At 55.3% G+C, this 17319-nt stretch carries 11 protein-coding genes; 8 read left to right on the top strand and 3 right to left on the bottom strand.

All coding sequences use genetic code 11. The annotated features are described in order from the left end of the window. The first annotated feature begins 3 nt into the window (after nucleotides 1-3). Nucleotides 4-2289, top strand: a complete 2286-nt coding sequence (locus B4A77_RS01020; RefSeq protein WP_290737469.1) for a caspase family protein — start codon at nucleotides 4-6, stop codon at nucleotides 2287-2289. A gap of 9 nt (nucleotides 2290-2298) precedes the next feature. Here B4A77_RS01020 and B4A77_RS01015 read toward each other — a convergent pair whose 3' ends face one another. Together B4A77_RS01015 and B4A77_RS01010 are read right to left on the bottom strand one after the other, a co-directional pair. Further along, nucleotides 2299-2643 carry an Hpt domain-containing protein gene (locus tag B4A77_RS01015; protein ID WP_173845420.1) on the bottom strand — a complete coding sequence of 115 codons (345 nt, stop codon included), beginning with the start codon at nucleotides 2641-2643 and terminating at the stop codon, nucleotides 2299-2301. Next, nucleotides 2640-4343, bottom strand: a complete 1704-nt coding sequence (locus tag B4A77_RS01010; protein ID WP_290737462.1) for a putative bifunctional diguanylate cyclase/phosphodiesterase — start codon at nucleotides 4341-4343, stop codon at nucleotides 2640-2642. The genes B4A77_RS01015 and B4A77_RS01010 overlap by 4 nt, the downstream gene beginning before the upstream one ends. A 124-nt stretch (nucleotides 4344-4467) precedes the next feature. Here B4A77_RS01010 and B4A77_RS01005 point away from each other — a divergent pair, with 124 nt between their 5' ends. The 5 genes from B4A77_RS01005 to B4A77_RS00985 are packed head-to-tail and all read left to right on the top strand — an operon-like array spanning nucleotide 4468 to nucleotide 11865. Continuing rightward, nucleotides 4468-4743 (top strand): response regulator, encoded by a 276-nt coding sequence (locus tag B4A77_RS01005; protein ID WP_290734133.1) that lies wholly within the window; start codon nucleotides 4468-4470, stop codon nucleotides 4741-4743. 37 nt (nucleotides 4744-4780) lie between these two features. Further along, nucleotides 4781-7672, top strand: a complete 2892-nt coding sequence (locus B4A77_RS01000) for an amino acid permease (RefSeq protein ID WP_290734135.1) — start codon at nucleotides 4781-4783, stop codon at nucleotides 7670-7672. Between the two features lie 20 nt (nucleotides 7673-7692). Next, the gene (locus tag B4A77_RS00995; RefSeq protein ID WP_290737459.1) at nucleotides 7693-10800 is read left to right on the top strand and encodes a response regulator; all 3108 of its coding nucleotides are present in this window, start codon (nucleotides 7693-7695) and stop codon (nucleotides 10798-10800) included. 31 nt (nucleotides 10801-10831) lie between these two features. Beyond that, on the top strand, nucleotides 10832-11209 hold the full coding sequence (locus B4A77_RS00990) for a sensor histidine kinase (protein WP_290737456.1): 378 nt from the start codon (nucleotides 10832-10834) through the stop codon (nucleotides 11207-11209). Nucleotides 11210-11250: 41 nt separating this feature from the next. Next, the gene (locus tag B4A77_RS00985) at nucleotides 11251-11865 is read left to right on the top strand and encodes an ATP-binding response regulator (protein ID WP_290737453.1); all 615 of its coding nucleotides are present in this window, start codon (nucleotides 11251-11253) and stop codon (nucleotides 11863-11865) included. Between the two features lie 8 nt (nucleotides 11866-11873). Here B4A77_RS00985 and nagZ read toward each other — a convergent pair whose 3' ends face one another. After that, a complete protein-coding gene (gene nagZ / locus B4A77_RS00980; RefSeq protein WP_290737450.1) occupies nucleotides 11874-13055 on the bottom strand; it encodes a beta-N-acetylhexosaminidase in 1182 nt (393 codons plus the stop codon). Between the two features lie 132 nt (nucleotides 13056-13187). On the opposite strand from nagZ, the gene B4A77_RS00975 reads away from it, so the two are divergent. Continuing rightward, nucleotides 13188-15704, top strand: coding sequence for a TonB-dependent receptor plug domain-containing protein (locus B4A77_RS00975; protein ID WP_290737447.1), 2517 nt, complete (start codon nucleotides 13188-13190; stop codon nucleotides 15702-15704). Further along, the gene (locus B4A77_RS00970) at nucleotides 15688-17316 is read left to right on the top strand and encodes a hypothetical protein (protein WP_290727795.1); all 1629 of its coding nucleotides are present in this window, start codon (nucleotides 15688-15690) and stop codon (nucleotides 17314-17316) included. The genes B4A77_RS00975 and B4A77_RS00970 overlap by 17 nt, the downstream gene beginning before the upstream one ends. Nucleotides 17317-17319 lie beyond the last annotated feature (3 nt).

The following is a 17319-nucleotide window of genomic DNA, read 5'->3' as shown; positions in this document are numbered from 1 at the left end:
AGGATGAAGAACATTATCGAAAAGTTGGACGCGTCGATTACGCTCCATATAATTTCACTGATTGCAATTCTTTTTTTCGCTGCGGCTTCTAATGCGAATGCGGCCCAGCAGGGCGATAACGCTCGCATTAACCGCTACGTGGTGGCGGTGAGCGCGAATTATGGCGGGCAGGGCCGGCCGGTGCTGCGCTATGCCGAAAGTGACGCGAAGTCTTTTGCGAAGGTGCTCGGCGAGATGGGCGGCGTGCAGGCGGGCAACGTGGTGCTCGTGAAGGAGCCGGGCGTGGCCGCCCTCCAGAAACAGCTCGATGTGCTTGATGGCAGGATTGCGAAGGGCAAGACCGCCGCGGGCCGTAACGAGGTGCTCTTTTACTACAGCGGGCACGCCGACGAGAAGGGACTCCGCCTCGGGAATGAAGTTTATGCCTGGAAGGAACTGCGCAAGCGCATCGACGCGATGAAGGCCGACGTGAAGATTGCGGTTATCGATGCCTGCGGCTCGGGTGCTATCACACGCCTGAAGGGCGGTGTGGCGGTGCCCGCGTTCATGGTGGACCAGAGCAGCGACATGAAGGGTTACGCGTTCATTACCAGCAGCACGCAGGATGAATCTAGCCAGGAAAGCGACAAGCTCAGGGGCTCGTTCTTCACGCATTCGCTGGTGAGCGGGCTCCGCGGCGCCGGTGACCTGAGCGGTGACGGAAAGGTTACTTTGTCTGAAGCGTACCAGTTTGCCTTTAACGAAACTCTCCAGCGCACCGAGAAGACGATGGGCGGCGCCCAGCACCCGAGCCGCGACATGAACCTCGCGGGAACGGGCGACGTGGTGATGACTGATTTGCGCAGCACAAGCGCTGGCCTCGAACTCGACGAGGACGTGGATGGGCGCCTGTTCATCCGCGATGAAAAAGGAGAACTCGTCGCGGAACTCTACAAGAAGGCGGGCCGTGCGATGAGCCTCGGGTTCCCTGCCGGCAAGTACACTGTGCGCCTGGAACGCCCTGCGGAATTCAGCGAGGCGGTGGTGACGCTCCAGAACAACCGCCGCGAAAAGCTTTCGCACAGGCAGTTTGCCGCCGTGAGTGCCGAACAGACGACGCTCCGTGGCGAAATCGGCGGATTGCGTGACTGCACTGCGGGTGATTCTATTGCGTGCTCACTCGACTCTCTCGATCACAATGGCAAATACCGCGTGACCTTCCACGCGGTGGATAGCGACAAGGACCCGCGCAAGGGAATCCAGATTGGCGTCTTTGTCGCAGAGGCCGATGACTACATGCTCGGAACGCAGCTGAGCTTTATCGCGAACGTCGCGAAAAAGGAGATGCACGGCCTGCAGGTGACCGACATCTACAACGGCGCGAATGCGCATTTCGAAGGCGCGCAGATTAGCGGCATGATCAACTACGCGCAGTCCTTTGACGGGGCGCAGATTGCATCGACGCTGAATATCGCGGGCAAGAATTCTTCGGGCGCGCAGGTCTCGGGTACGGCGAACTTCATCGCCGACTCTCTCAATGGTGCCCAGGTTTCTCCGGCCCTGAACTATGCGGGCCAATCCGACGTGCAGGTGACTGCCGCCTTGAACATTGCCGCGGATGCAGGTGTACAGGTTTCTGCAGCCATGAATATCGCAGGAAAGTCGGACGTGCAGGTGACGGCGGCAATGAACATCGCAGGCACTGTCGAAGGCGCACAGGTGAGTACCATGAACATCGCGGGCAGGGCGAACGGAAGGCAGGTCGGTATAATCAACATCTGCGGTACTTGCGAATCCACCCCGATAGGGCTCATCAACATCGTGGGTAACGGCGTGTGGAGCGTGACCTCTTCCGTAAACGAGATGGGTGCGCTCGGGCTTTCACTCCACTTGGGCACGGCCTACCTGTTTACCGCCTTCGAAGGCACCCGCGAATTCGAGAAGGGTTCGAACTTCAAGCATTTCAGCGACATGTACGAAACGGGTCTCGGTTTCGGTACGCAATTCGGCAAGTACGGCAACCACTTCGAACTGGAATACATGTTCCTCAACGCACGTGAAGGATTCGGCATGGACACGGACGAGGATGATATCAACTTCCATCACCGCCTGCGCCTGGGCTTCGTGCACAAGCTGTTCCCGGGCTTCGGCATGACTGTCGGCGGCACGCTCAATATAGTGAGCGAAGGGAATGCAGATAAAGTAATTGTCATGCCCCGCAGTGAATACCACGACGATTTCAGCGCCAATGGGTACAATGCGCGCTGGTGGCCCGGCTTCTACGCCGGCCTCATCGTGGGAAGGTTCTAAAAATAAAGTCTAATCCGCGCAAAGCCTGCCAAGTTCGTCCTTCTTTTCGAGGATGGTATCGAGCAGGCTTTTGTAATCCATGTCGGTATTGCTGCGGAGCAATTCGGTAATTTCTACGACCGGCGTGTAGAGCGGCGTGAGCGAGAGGTTCCCGAGAACACCCTTCAGCGCATGGGCCGCCTCGAAGGCGGCTTTCAGGTCTTTCGCGGCAATGGAATCCTTGAGCTTGTCGAAGTTGCCCTCGCCGGGAATGGTCGCCACGAGTTTCAGGTACAGCGCCTCGTTCCCGAAGCAGCGTGCAAGCCCTTCAGCGGTATTTGCCCCAAAAGTGTTCAGTTTTTCGATGGTAATCATGCGCCCCTCCGGCGTTCAAGTTCCTTTTCGATGAAGGGTACAAAGTCCTTCGGCGGGACCGGCTTCGAGAAGAAGTATCCCTGGATAATCTGGCAGCCCATTCCCTTGAGGGTATCGAGCTGCGACTGCGTTTCTACACCTTCCGCTACGGCAGGAATCTTGAGGAATTTCGCGATGCCCGCCACGAGTTCCACGAGCTTCAGGTTGCGTTCGTCCTTTTCCATGTTGCGCACGAACGACATGTCGATTTTCAGGATGTCGATGGGCAGCGTGGTAATCATGTTCAGCGAGGAGTATCCGGAACCGAAATCGTCCATCTCGATGCGGAATCCCTTCTTGCGCAGGTTCTCGATGACCTCGATGAGGCGCTCCATGTTCTCGCAGTAAGCGCTCTCGGTCACTTCGAGCATGTATTCTTCCGGAGAAAGGCCGTTTTCGTCGAGAAGCCGCATAAGTTTCGTTTCCAGTTCCGGGTCCATGATGTCGATGCGGGACACGTTCACGGAAACGGGCACCGTCACGCCGAATTCGTCCTTCCATTTGCGAATTTGCTTTGCCACCTCGTTCCAGACAAAGTTGTCTACTTTTTGTATAAGCCCGTTCCCTTCGAACAGCGGGATGAAGTCGCCCGGGCTAATGAATCCGAGCGTCGGATGTATCCAGCGGATGAGGGCTTCTGCGCTGGTGAGCCGCGGGGTATCTCCTTCGATGTTGTATTTCGGTTGGTAATAGACAATCAGGTTCTTGTTGTCTATGGCGCTCTGCAAGTCGCGGATGAGTGTTTCCTCGAACATGTAGCGGGAATGCATTTCGTTGTTGTAGCGGGTAAACGCCTGGGTCAGGTCGCCGCGGTTCTTGTCGCAGGCGGCCTTCGCGCGGTCGAACCATGCCTCGATTTCTACGTTGCGGTCCACGTTTTCCCACAGGCCAAAGCGCACGCGGATGTGGTTCACCTCGAAGAATTCGGTAAGGATTCCCTGGACAATGTTGCGGATGTTGTCGTAGCTTTCTTGGTGCGTCGCGAAGATATAGAACGTGTCCGCGTCTGCACGGCAGGCGATGGCGTTCATGGGGGCGAGTTCATTCTTGAGCGCGCTACCGATTTCTGCAAGCAGGCGGTCGCCAAAGTCCCTTCCGCAGAACTCGTTCACCAGGTGGAACTGTTCGATGTCAAATACTATTGCGTCGCGCGGGATGTCCCTGCTCCACAGTTCTATCTGGCGGATGTATTCAAAGAAGTAGTCCTTGGTGTAGAGACCCGAAACATGGTCGCGCTCCGTCTGGCGGATAATGTCCTGGTCTTCGAAGAGTTCGATGATTCTTTCGCAGCGGGCGAGCACCACTTCGGGCATGTCGAAGGGTTTGGCGATAAAGTCGGCGGCGCCCAGCTTGAGGCTGCGGACTTCGGATTCCTTTTCGGAGGTCATCACGATGACCGGAATGCGCTTGAGTGTTTCGGTGGTTTCTCTTTTTTTCAGGAATTCAAACCCGTCCATCACGGGCATGAGCAGGTCCAGCAGGATAAGCGAGAACCGCTTGTCTTGCCTGGAGAGTGCTGCGAGGGCTTCCTTGGCGTTGTCGGCATATTCGACGTCGTAGTTCACGGAAAGGATATTACCCAGGATTTCTCGGTTTACCACCTCGTCGTCTACGATAAGGACGTGTCTCTTGACGGTAGTGATCTGGCGTAGTTTTTTCATTGGAGAAAACTCCTTTTATCCGTGAATAAATATATGTAAAAAGAAATAAAAAGGTATCGGATTGTGTGACAAAGCATTTTTTTTAGATATCTTTAAAACAGAATTACTAGAATACGAGGTCCCCATGTTCGGTCGACACCTTCCCCTGAGCGAACAGGCTTTGCAAGTTATCGAGCAGATCGGCGAAGACATGCCGGGTGGCTTTTTCATTTACAAGGCGATTGCGGCCATCAGGGCCATGACGACCTACGCAAGGAGAATCCCCATCGTGGCGATGACCGCGAACGCCTTTGCCGACGATATCCGCAAGGCGAAGGAAGTCGGCATGAACGACCATATCTCCAAGCCGATAGATTTCAAGGAACTTGCAAAAATTTTGCAGAAGTGGATAAGGGTGTAACGTTATGTTGTCTGAAAAACACAAAAAATTGTCCGTTTTGAGTGCGTGGGCGCTCTCCTTCGGTTGTGCCGTAGGCTGGGGTGCATTCGTGATGCCCGCGACAACGCTCCTGCCGATTGCGGGCCCCCTGGGAACAGTTATCGCCCTTGTGCTTGGCGCCGTGCTGATGGGTGTTGTCGCCTACAATTTCCACATCATGATGAACCGCATTCCCGGCACGGGGAGCGTATTCTCCTTTACCAAGCAGCTTTTCGGCTACGACCATTCCTTCCTTTGCACCTGGGCCACGGCCCTTGCGTACCTGGCGGTATTGTGGGCCAATATGTCGGCCTTTGTGCTGTTTATCCGTTTCTTGTTCGGACCCGTATTGCAAAGGGGCTTCAGTTATACCATCATGGGCTACGAGGTCTGGGCAGGCGAGCTGTTTACCACGCTTGCAATTATACTTCTGTTCGGGTTCATCAGTTGCAGGAACACCAACGTGCTGCGCCTGGTGAATACGGTGCTTGCCCTCATATTCTTTGGCGGTGTGGTCGGCCTGTTTGCAATTATTGCCTGCAAGGGCGGGATTGATTTCTCGGATATGGGCCCGGCCTTTGCGACGGCGGGAGTCGCGAAGGACCATTCCCCCCTGATGCAGATCGTGAACGTGCTGGTGCTTGCCCCCTGGGCATTTGTAGGTTTTGGCGTGGTGAGCTTTGCCTCTTCCACCTATGACTTCAAGCCGAAATACAGTTTTGCGATTATGATGGCCGCCCTTGTTGCCGGTGCCATCGTCTATTCCCTCACCGCGCTGCTTTCGGTCTCGGTGACCCCCGCGAATTTTGGCGACTGGGAAGCTTATTTTACCAACCTGAAGAACCTCAAGGGCATTGAATCAGTCCCGGTATTCCACGCCGTTTTCAAGACCCTCGGTAACGGCGGCATTGTGCTGCTCGCCATAACCATCACGGCGGCCATTTCCACGAGCCTTCTTGGGCTTTACCGAACAATCGGGCGCATGTTCATGAGCCTTGCCAACGATTCCGTGATGCCGTCCTGGTTCGGGCATATCAACCGTCACGGCGCCACCAACTACGGCATTATCTACGTGATGCTCCTTTCCTGCATTATTCCGTTCTTCGGGAGAACGGCCATCGGCTGGATTGTGGACATCACCTCCATCAGTGCATCTATCATTTATCTGTATGTTTCTGCGGGAATAGTGAAAATTGCCCGCAGTGAAACCGGCAGGCGAAAGACAGTGCTGAACTTTACCGGAATCCTGGGTGTCGTAATATCCGCCTTCTTCTTTTTCTTCCCGCTTACGCCGACGCTTTGGAACATGAACACAATTGCCACGGAATCCTTCATGATTCTGATGGCGTGGAGCATTGTGGGGTTCGTCGTTTACAGGGCCGTGTTCATGCGCGACCAGGAGAACCGTTTCGGCAAGTCGGCCATCATGTGGGTGACCATGCTGTTCATATTGCTGTTCTCGGCGGTGATGTGGGAACGCCAGGTCACCAACGACGAGGCCGAGAAAGTCATTGTGCATATCAGCGAGTTCCATACGGATTTGCATAAAAAGATGCATATTCCCATGACCGAAGCCCAGGTGGTACAGGAAAAGGACTTCATGGAAGAGCAGATGGACCTTGTCCGTGATTCCCAGCTGAAGAACAATCTGGTAGAAACGCTCTTCATTATCCTGTGCATTTTCATCGTGGTGAACATCTACCGCACGCAGCAGCAGCGCGAACAGAAACTGGACCACGAAAAGCATATCGCCGAGGAATCCAACAGGGCAAAGACCATTTTCCTTTCGAACATGAGCCACGACCTGCGTACGCCCATGAATGCCATTATCGGCTACACCAACCTGGCGCGCAAACCGGAGGCGACTCCCGAGCAAATCCAGAAATACCTGACCAAGATCGATTCTTCGAACATGTACCTGATGGCCCTTATCAACGACATGCTCGAAATGAGCCGCATCGAAATCGGGAAGATGGAACTGGAAGAGCGGCCCACCGACCTGCGCAAAATGATGGATGAAATCCGCGACATGTTCGAGGCGCAGATGGTGGGCAAGAACATCGCCTTTGCCGTGAAATACGACGGCCTCAGGAACCCGGTGGTGCTCTGCGACAGGAACCGCATGAACCGCGTGATTCTGAACCTGGTCAGCAACGCATTCAAGTTTACTTCGGAAGGCGGGCACGTTTCCGTGACTCTCGCCGAAAAGGAATGCATCGAAGAGGGCAAGGCCGCGTTCGAAATCCGCGTGAAGGATGACGGTATCGGCATTTCGCCCGAGTTTGCAGACCGCGTGTTCGATGCCTTCGAGCGGGAGCGCGTCTCTACCATCAGCGGAGTGCAGGGTACGGGCCTCGGGCTTGCCATTGCAAAGAACGTGGTGTCGCTGATGGGCGGGACAATCAAGTTTGAATCGACAGTCGGCGAAGGAACGGAATTCTTCGTGAATGTGGTACTGAAGACAGCCGCTGGCACGGAGGTTCCCGAAAGTGGCAAGCGCAATATCTCCATCGCGGCCAAGGCGGATTTCACGAACATGCGGCTATTGCTGGTAGAAGACATGGAAGTGAACCGTGAGTTGGCAAAGATCATTCTGGAAAGTCTCGGGTTCAAGGTCGAGATGGCGGTAAACGGCAAACAGGCGGTCGAGATGGTGGAGAATAACCCTGCCGGTTACTACAACGGGATTATCATGGATATCCAGATGCCCGTGATGGACGGCTGCGAAGCGAGTCGCCAGATTCGAGCGCTCTCCGACAAGAAGAAGGCGGAAGTTCCCATTATCGCCATGACTGCGAACGCCTTTGGCGATGACCTCAAGAAGTCGAAAGACGCCGGCATGAACGCTCACCTGGCAAAGCCCATCGATGTCGGCATGCTCACGGAAACACTTGCGCAGTGGGTGCGGTAAAGTTTTAACAGGACAATGTTATGGAAACGAAAAAAAGAATCGGGATTGTAAGTATCGCCACTATCGTGGCCCCCATCATCGTTATCATCCTTGTGCTGGGGACAATCTTCACGGGTCGCCATGCGAGCGGGGATACGGAAAAGGCCGTGCGCAACGTGACGCTCCTCTTTATGAACGAACTCGCGAACCGCCGCGAACAGGTGGTGGCGTCGAAATTGAACGGCTACATCAACGACCTAGATGTGGCGGTGGGCCTGCTTTCAAAAGAAGACCTCGCAAGTACCGCAAGCTTGCAGAGCTACCAGCTCCGCATGAAGCAACTGTACGGTCTAGAAAAGTTCGCCTTCGTGGACACTACGGGTCTCATCTACACATCCCGCGGTACGCGCACCGACATTGATCTCTATAATTTCGATTACAGGACCCTGGCAAAATCCGAAATTTCATTAAAGAAAAACAGTGAAGAAAAGAAGACTGTTGTCATTGCCGTGCCTGTGGACCGTCTTGCCTTTAATGGTCGGGTTTTGGTCGTGAGCTTCATGGAAATCGACATGAACCGCATGCTGGAAGGTATTTCGCTGGAATCCGACCGGCAGGGAATTACATTTTGCAACATCTACTCGAAGGCAGGCAATTCGCTTACGAACCTGGTGCTAGGTGGGCTTGCGAGCGGCGACAATCTGCTTGCCGCCATGGAAAAAGCCGGATTCGAAAAAGGCTTCTCCATGGAAAAGATGCGCTCCGACTTCGCGAACCACGAGGCGGGCGTCGTTTCCTTCGAGTATAACGGCATCCGTGAAACTATGTACTATGTTCCCATCCATTCTACGGACTGGATGCTGACCTACCTTATCCGCGAAAGCGTCATCTCCGAGCAAATCGGTTCCATTTCGGAAGACATTTTGGAACGCAGCCTTCTGCTATCCGGAATTATCGCGCTAGTGCTCTTGACCGTGTTCCTGTTCCTCTTCATGCAAATCAGGCGTACCTCTCAACTCAAGTTAGAAAAAGAGGTGGCCGATGCCGAAAGCCGCATCAAGCAGGAAAAACTGGAAGAACAGCTTGCGCTCCAGCAGAAGTTGGTGGAAGAAGAACGCAAGAGGAACGAACAGCGTAACATGATTACCGCGCTTGCGTCAGATTACCGCAGCGTCTACTACCTGAACCTGGATACCGGAATGGCGATATGCTACCGCAAGGACGGCTCCGTTCCCGCGCCCTTCAAGGAAGGGGACGAAATCGGCTACCTGGAAAATTTTTCAACCTATGCCGAAAAGTTCGTCGCTCCGGAATTCCGCGAAAAGTTCCTCGCCTTTATACAGCCCGAAAACGTGCGCGCGGGTGTCGCGAAGAACAAGATCTATACCTTGCGCTACCTAGCAAACCATGGCGGCAAGGAGAGCTACGAAATGCTGCGCATGGCGGGCGTGCACAATGCCGGCGACGCCCCGGATGCACCGCTCCGCATTGTAGGTTTCGGATTTTCCGATATCGACGAGGAAATGCGTGATTCGCTCGCCAAGAACCAGGCGCTTTCCGATGCGCTCAAGACGGCAGAAGAGGCGAGCAAGGCGAAGACCATATTCCTCTCCAACATGAGCCACGAAATCCGCACGCCCATGAACGCGATTATCGGCCTCGACAGCCTTGCGCTGCACGAACCCGAGATTTCGTCGAAGACGCGCGGCTACCTGGAAAAGATCGGCTCCTCCGCAGAACACCTGCTGAGCCTCATCAACGAGATTTTGGACATGAGCCGTATCGAGAGCGGCCGCGCGAAGATCAATAGCGAAGAATTCTCGTTCCCCAAGCTTTTGGAGCAGGTGAACACCATCATCGACGACCAGAGCCGCACCAAGGGCCTGAACTATTCGTGCCATGTGGCGGGCAGCCTGGACGACTACTACGTCGGCGACGTCACCAAGATTCGCCAGATTCTCATCAACATCCTGGGCAATGCGGTCAAGTTCACCCCGAAGGGCGGAAACATCGACCTCAACGTGGAAAAGATTGCTGCGTTCGACAACAAGTCCACGCTCGTCTTCAAGATTAGCGATACCGGTATCGGCATCAGCAAGGAATTCCTGCCCAAGATTTTCGACACGTTCACCCAGGAAAACGCCACCACGGATTTCAAGTACGGCAGCAGTGGCCTCGGCATGGCGATTACCAAGGGTATCGTCGACATGATGAACGGTAAGATCGATGTAGAAAGCGAAAAGGGCAAGGGGACCACGTTCTGCGTGACGCTCACCCTCAACGACAGCATGCGCAAGCAGGCGACCGACGACGAAATCGAAATCCACCCGAGCGAAATGAGCGTGCTGGTGGTGGACGACGACGAGATTGCCCTGGGGCACGCGAAACTCGTGCTCGGCAAGGCGGGAATCCTCACCGACACGGTGCTTACGGGCAAGGAAGCGGTGGAGATGGCGAAACTCCGCCACGCGAGACGCGAGCCCTACAACCTGATTGTGGTTGACTGGCAGATGCCCGAGATGAACGGCATCGAGACGGCGCGCGAAATCCGCAAGGTGACCGGCGACGAGTCCGCCATTATCATATTGACGGCCTACAACTGGGACGACATCCTGGACGAGGCCCTGGCAGCCGGCGTGGACTGCTTCATTTCTAAGCCCTTGTTCTCGGGAATCCTGCTGGACGAATTCAAGAACGCCCTCCGGCGCAAGAAGGAACACACCTCGCTTGCGAAGAACAAGGTGGAACTTGCCGGAAAGCGGGTTCTCCTTGCCGAAGACATGGAAGTCAACGCGCAGATCATGATGGAAGTGCTGAAGATGCGGGACTTGCAGGTGGAATTGGCCATAAACGGTCGCAAGGCCCTGGAAATGTTCCGCGACCATCCCGAAAGTTATTACGATGCCATCCTTATGGATGTGCGCATGCCCGAAATGGACGGCCTGGAAGCGACAGCCGCCATCCGCAAGCTGGAACGCTCCGACGCCAAGAAGGTTCCCATTATCGCGCTCACGGCAAACGCCTTTGACGAAGACGTGCAGCGGAGCCTGCAGGTGGGCATGAATGCGCACCTTTCCAAACCCATCAATCCGGACCACCTTTACCAAACTCTTGAAGAAATGATCTGGACGGCAGAAAATAGGAAGTAATGGGTCATGACTTACTCGATTATAGGCTTTTTTGGCGACAATACTCCTGCTTATCGGTAACCGGGATGTGTTGCGGAAGCAGGACGGGTCGGAGTATTCGCGTACCCGCCTGTATTACCGGCGCTTCTTGCTCGGCGTACTTGTGTACTACATCACCGACATGCTGTGGGGTATCCTGGATATCAGCCGCATCGAATCGGGCAGCATGTCGCTCAAGAATGCAGAATTCTCGTTCGCGCATGAGCTCGAACAGGTGAACGCCATCGTGACGGCGCAGTGCCACGACAAGAAAATCCGTTACAGCTGCAACGTGAAGGACGGGGTGTCCAACTGCTATATCGGCGACGAGATGAAGCTCCGGCAGGTGCTCATCAACATTCTCGGGAATGCCCCCTGCGTTTTACCATAGAGGACACGGGTATCGGTATCGGCAAGGAGTTCTTGCCGCGCATGTTCGACGCGTTTACGCTGGAAGACGAGTCGTATACCAGCAAGCACGGCAGCACGGGCCTCGGGCTCTCTATCACCAAGAGTTTCGTGGAACTGATGGACGGGCATATCGACGTGGAAAGCGAGAAGGGAGTCGGCTCGAAGTTTATCGTTACCGTTACGCTGCAGGAATCCCCGCGCAATGGCGACGAGCATAAGGCTTCGGGCGCGCCGCAAGAAAAGCCGCGCGCGACACTTGCGGGGCGAATGATATTGCTTGCCGAAGACGTTCCCGTAAATGCGGAAATCATGACGATGGTGCTCTCGATGCGCGAGATGAAGGTGGAGTGCGCGGAGAACGGGCGCATTGCCGTGGAGATGTTCAAGTCGCACGAACCGGGCTACTATTCCGCAATCCTTATGGATGTGCGCATGCCCGAGATGGACGGTCTCGAGGCTACCCGCGTCATACGCAGCATGGACCGCGAAGACGCGAAGAACATTCCCATTATCGCGCTCACCGCGAACGCCTTCGATGAGGACGTGCAGAACAGCCTGCAGGCCGGCCTGAACGCGCATCTGAGCAAGCCGGTAGAGCCCGAAACGGTGTTCCGGACTCTAGAAGAACTGCTGTAAACCTGCTTCTACTTTTTCAAGTCGAGAATCCGCTTGACGCTTTCGTCAATGCGGGTTTCCTTTATTTCGCCGTCTTCGACCGCCTTCACGACTGCATCGAACACCTGCGTGAATTCGCGGGAGCAAAGCACCACGTCGACGCCCGCCTGTATGGACTTGATGGCGGCTTCGGCGTTCCCGAACTGCGTGGTGATGGCGCCCATGTCCATCGCGTCGGTCACGATGATTCCCTTGAAACCGAGTTCGCCACGGAGCTTGTCCTGCAATATGACGGGCGAGAGCGTCGCGGGCAAATCGTCGCCGGTGACCTTCGGGGCGGCGATGTGTGCGGTCATGATCATCTTTGCGCCCGCCTTGATGCCGGCCTTGAACGGGACCATTTCACATTCGAGCATCTCTTCCCAGGTCTTGTTCGTCTCGGCGTAGCCGGAATGCGTGTCGGTCTTTACGTCGCCGTGGCCGGGGAAGTGCTTGAGCGTGCCGATGACGCCTGCGGAATCGAGGCCGTTCAGGTAACTTACCACAAACTTGGCGGCGGTCTCGGGGTCGTCCGAGAAGGCGCGCGGCCCGATGACAATGTTCTCGGGATTCGTGTTCACGTCGGCGACCGGGGCGTAGTCGATGTCGAAACCGTATTCCTTCACGTAGCTCCCGATGGTGAATGCCGCCTTGTAGGCTTCGTTCGGGTCGCCGCTTTCGGCGATGGCAGCCATGCTTTCGTACTTGGGAACGTCGAAGTTCCCGTTGTTCGCGATGCGCGCGACGCGTCCGCCTTCCTCGTCAATGGCAAGGAGCGGGCTGCCGTTCAACTCCCTGATTTCGGCGATGAATTCACCGAGCTGCGCCTCGTCCACGATGTTGTGCGCGTAAAGAATCACGCCGCCGACGGGGTAGTCCTCGTTTATCGCGAGCATGGTCTTGTTCACGTGCTGCAGCTTGTAATCCGGGAGTTCCGCATATTCGTTCCAGTGGATACTCGTATCAAGTGCCTCGGGGCGCACGAAGAACATCTGCCCCACTTTCTCGCGGATAGACATCTTGCTTATGTCGAGCGTGGAAGCGCTTGTTGCCGGAGTGTCGCCTTCCGGGCCGCTCGAGGAATTGTCGCCACAGGCTGCGAGGATAGCGATGGTTCCTATCAGTGCTGCGCCCTTCCAAGATGATATTCTTATGTGATTCCTGATTCCCATATACACCTTTGATTTTTTTTGCGGAAATATAAAAAGTTCGACATAAAAGGTGACACTTTTCGTGCCTTCGGGTGTTTAAATGGCAAATGGGCTTTTCCATTTGCTATTTTTGCATGAAACGCGGGAACTTTTTTGAAATTTTGTATTAGTATCATCGCCTTGCTGCTCACGACCGCCGCCTTCGCGCAGTCTGTTCCCGGCTCTACAGCCGCAGATTCCGCGCAGGTCGCGGGAATCGTCTTCAACGGCGTGGTGCGCGACGCTTCCTTCGCCGCGGGCGAAAAGCTGAACGTGGAAATTCTCGAATCGGGCGAGGCTATCCAGACTGTCGTGGGCGAGCCCTTCCGCGCAATCCTCCCGGAAGATACGCTCTGGAACGTTTGTGTCACCAATTCCGATACTGCAGGCGCCGAGAAGGAAAAGTGCTACGAACTTGTCTACACCGGGAGCGAGCGCAGTTTCTCGCAGACGCTGGGCGAGGCGTTTGCCGCACCGGACAGCGCGAATGTCGCGTCTTCTGATTCCGCGGACGCGACCCCGGGCGATTCTACATCCGCATCGCAAAAGCCCGATTCCGCAGTCGCGAATGCAGACCCCTCCGGCAGTTCCGCTTCTCCCGAAAAGGACGTCGATGTCGATGCCCTCCTCGCCGCTGGCAGCAACGAGAAGGTGACCGAACTCAAGAAGGTCGTGGTGCAGTTGCGCAAGCGCCCCAAGCGCAAACCGGGCGAATCGGTGGTTTCCGCGAAGTCCATCAAGCGCATGCCGGGCCTCGCCGAGGCCGACGTGATCAAGAGCATCCAGGCGCTTCCGGGCGTGGTGGCAAGTTCCGATTTCAGTTCCAAGATTTACGTGCGCGGCGGTGCGGCCGACCAGAACCTGTTCCTGTTCGACAACGCAGTCGTCTATTCCCCGGTGCATTTCTTCGGGCTTTTCAGCACGTTCCTCGTGGAAGGCATCGACGATGTGCAGTTCTACAAGAGCGGGTTCCCGGCGCAGTACGGCAACCGCCTGAGTTCCGTCTTGAAGATGGACGGGCGCGCGGGCGGCCAGGATACCGTGGAGGAATGGTTCAGCAAGTCGAGCGTCAAGATAAGTACGTTTGCTGCACAGCTCCATACCGAAGGCCACAAGGGTGACGCCCGCTGGGTGATTGCAGGCCGCACAACCTACATCGGGTTCATGCTCGACCTGATGAATACCATAGGGCTTCTGGACCTTGCGCTGGATTACGAGTTTACCGACCTGCAGGGCACGTTCATGTACAACTTCACCGAGGATACCCGCCTCAAGTTCAGCTTCTACGTGGGCAAGGACCGCCTGAGTTTCGACCCGCTCTATATGGACTGGGGCAACGTCGCCATCCCGGTGAATATCTCGCACCGCATCAACGGCGACTGGGATTACAACGCGACGCTTGCCTATAGCCAGTTCTACCAGACCATGAAGGTGGGCGACCTCATGTCTATCGACATGTACCTGTACACATTCGCGGGCAAGCAGTGGGTGAATTACCGCGGTATAGACAACCACACCTTCACTGCGGGCTACGAGCTGGAATACGATTACGAGCGTTACCAGGAGCAGATGTCCTCCATGAAGATTGCCGACATCCAGAAGCCTTTCCATCATGTAGCCTACGTGCAGGATTCCTGGAAGATGAATCCCGACTGGTTGCTGCAATACGGTTTGCGTTTCAATTACCAGACGGCCGCAGAACACTTTGGGGTGGAACCGCGTGCGTCGCTCACGGTGAATCTCGATGAAACCAAGACGCTCGAAGTCTATGGCGGCTACTACCTGCAATACCTGAACTCGATTGTCTATACCGACCAGGAGACGCTCAACGAATTCTACTACCCGGCGACCACGACCACGAAGGGCAAGCATATCGAACCCGCATCGTCATGGCTCATTGCCGCAGAATATACCCAGCGCGATCTGTTCAAGGACTACGACGCGACCGTGGGCGTGTATTACAAGACGCAGAACAACCTGAATACGTTCCAGGCGGTACTCGACAGCAATGAGGAAACCGCGTCCAAGGATTTTGTGGTGGCCGACGGTTTCGGGACGGCGGAAGGGTACTCCTTCGGTTACGAGCTCTCGCTGCGCAAGAATAAGGGCTGGTGGTTCGGCGGCGTCAACTGGAGCCAGGGCATAAGCGTCCTCAGGACAAACGACGGGACGAAACCGTATTTCCCGAGCTGGCACCAGCCTTACGCGCTGAAGATGGACCTGGGAATCAACTGGAAGGGTGACGAGGATGCCATATGGAAACACGAAAAGAAGGGTCGCTACCTCCGTTCTTCGCTTGCCCTCAAGTATTCCGCCGGCATGCCCATCAGCGAGTACAAGGGCTATTACTACCGCAAGGAAATCGGGAGCCAGGAGTATTCAGACAAGATAACGGTGCTGCCCGGGAGTCGCAATGCGGGCCGCCAGACGGATTACTTCCGCATCGACGTGAAGGCCATCGATGTCGGTCGCGAAGGCAAGTGGAATTTCAGCTGGACGATCATCAACCTGACCGATCACGACAATATGTTCTACAGTTTCTACGATACGAGCAAGAATCCGCCCGAGAAGACAGAAATTACGCAGTTCCCCTTTTTGCCGATTATGCTGAACTATGAATACTATTTCTAGACTCCTCTGCGCATTTGCGGTCGCGCTGCTGGTCGCCTGTGATTTCCACGGCCCGTGGGAGTACTATCCCGAGGAACGCGACGTGTATACGGGTATCTACACCTACGGCTATGTCCTCGATGGGGGCGAATCCAGGATCTGCTTCTCGAAGGTCTATGAACTCGACGAAACATCTGCGGAACTCTTCGCGTTCTATGACAGCGCTTACGTGACCGTTTCGGGAAAATTCCGCGACGGGAACGGAAACGAAATTGACACTGTGGTAGAAATCGGTGCCGAGATGCCGGAAAATCCGAACTGCTTTTCCAGGCCGCAGGCCAAGGGCGAATATCGCGGTATCGTCGGTGAAACTTACACGATGGAAGCGTTTTTCAAGTGGGATAGCGCGGGCCAAACGGTAAAATCGACATATAGCGCGAAGGCGACGATTCCGCCGCCCGTGAAGGTCAAGGGACTCAGCGTGCCCCAGCAGGATGGTAGCTTCGAGTGGGTTGAAACCGACGGAAGCGATACCGTGCACATCAAGTTCCTGGAATTCCCGCTGGACATGGAAACTGTCAAGTGCGCTCTTGACTACGACAAGTCCATCAAGGGCGTGATTTCCATATTGCAATACGGCATGGAGAACGAGGAATCGATGAATACGACTGTCAACAAGATGTTGAGCGGTCTCGTGGAACCAGATTCGGAAGGCTATACCGGGATTTCCATGCATGACCCGCTGGAAAAGATGGCGAATCTCGGCTACACGGCAAAGCAGAGCATCGCCGGAATCCAGGCGCTCGATACGCTGTTCCTGCCGAACATGATGATGCCGCTCGGGCCTGTGTCGGTCGTGTTCTACACGACGGACGAACACTACATCGACTACGAGAGCAAAGTAAAGGGCTCCGTCTCGGATTCGCGCGTCGTCCCGGAATCCAACATCGAAAACGGCATGGGCGTATTCAGCGGGATGGCAAAGTCGACATTCTCGTTCTATGTCGAAGGCGACGACGGAGTTTCGATGGAACACATCGCCTTCCGTAACTGCGACGAGACTTCGGGCGACAATTCCGATAGCTGGGATTCGCGCGGGTGCAGGCTTTACCAGGATGTCTATTGCTCGGGGATGACTCCCGCGGAAATGGAATCTCATGGCTATGGCCTTGTGGAGGCGAACTACGCCGCCCATCTGTATTACAAGTACGACGAATACCGGAGCGAAAAGACCTGCTACCCTTCGCTAGTGAAGGCGGCGATGATGAACGATGAGGATAAATGGTCCGTGTACCTGCCCGACACCATTAGCGATGAGGACAAGTCCGATGCCTATGCCGACGGGTTGAAGCGCTACTGCATCGCAAGCGGCTTCAAGAGCAATTCCATCGCGGACTGCAGCGAACTCAAGGAACAGTGCCTGGAAAGCCCCGAAAGGAACAAATGCAAGGAATACCTGTGGAACTGGTGCGCCGACCGCGGCTGGCCAAATCGGATTGCCATCGATGATTCAACGTGCAGCAGCGCGCTTGTCAGCCGCTACTATCTGGAAGAGCAGAATTCGCCCATCCTGAAGCGCGAAGTGGATGCCCTTTGCGACTACTACAAGTTCCCGATTTGCAAAAACCGGTAATTT

The sequence above is a fragment of the Fibrobacter sp. UBA3718 genome (assembly GCF_002371935.1).
In the GTDB taxonomy this organism is placed as follows: domain Bacteria; phylum Fibrobacterota; class Fibrobacteria; order Fibrobacterales; family Fibrobacteraceae; genus Fibrobacter.
This window is presented reverse-complemented; position numbering and strand designations above follow the sequence as displayed.

Coding starts and splice junctions, on each gene's coding strand:
- B4A77_RS01020 (WP_290737469.1), top strand. CDS start 4: ATGAAGAACATTATCGAAAAGTTGGACGCGTCGATTACGCTCCATATA.
- B4A77_RS01015 (WP_173845420.1), bottom strand. CDS start 2,643: ATGATTACCATCGAAAAACTGAACACTTTTGGGGCAAATACCGCTGAA.
- B4A77_RS01010 (WP_290737462.1), bottom strand. CDS start 4,343: ATGAAAAAACTACGCCAGATCACTACCGTCAAGAGACACGTCCTTATC.
- B4A77_RS01005 (WP_290734133.1), top strand. CDS start 4,468: ATGTTCGGTCGACACCTTCCCCTGAGCGAACAGGCTTTGCAAGTTATC.
- B4A77_RS00995 (WP_290737459.1), top strand. CDS start 7,693: ATGGAAACGAAAAAAAGAATCGGGATTGTAAGTATCGCCACTATCGTG.
- B4A77_RS00985 (WP_290737453.1), top strand. CDS start 11,251: ATGTTCGACGCGTTTACGCTGGAAGACGAGTCGTATACCAGCAAGCAC.
- nagZ (WP_290737450.1), bottom strand. CDS start 13,055: ATGGGAATCAGGAATCACATAAGAATATCATCTTGGAAGGGCGCAGCA.
- B4A77_RS00970 (WP_290727795.1), top strand. CDS start 15,688: ATGAATACTATTTCTAGACTCCTCTGCGCATTTGCGGTCGCGCTGCTG.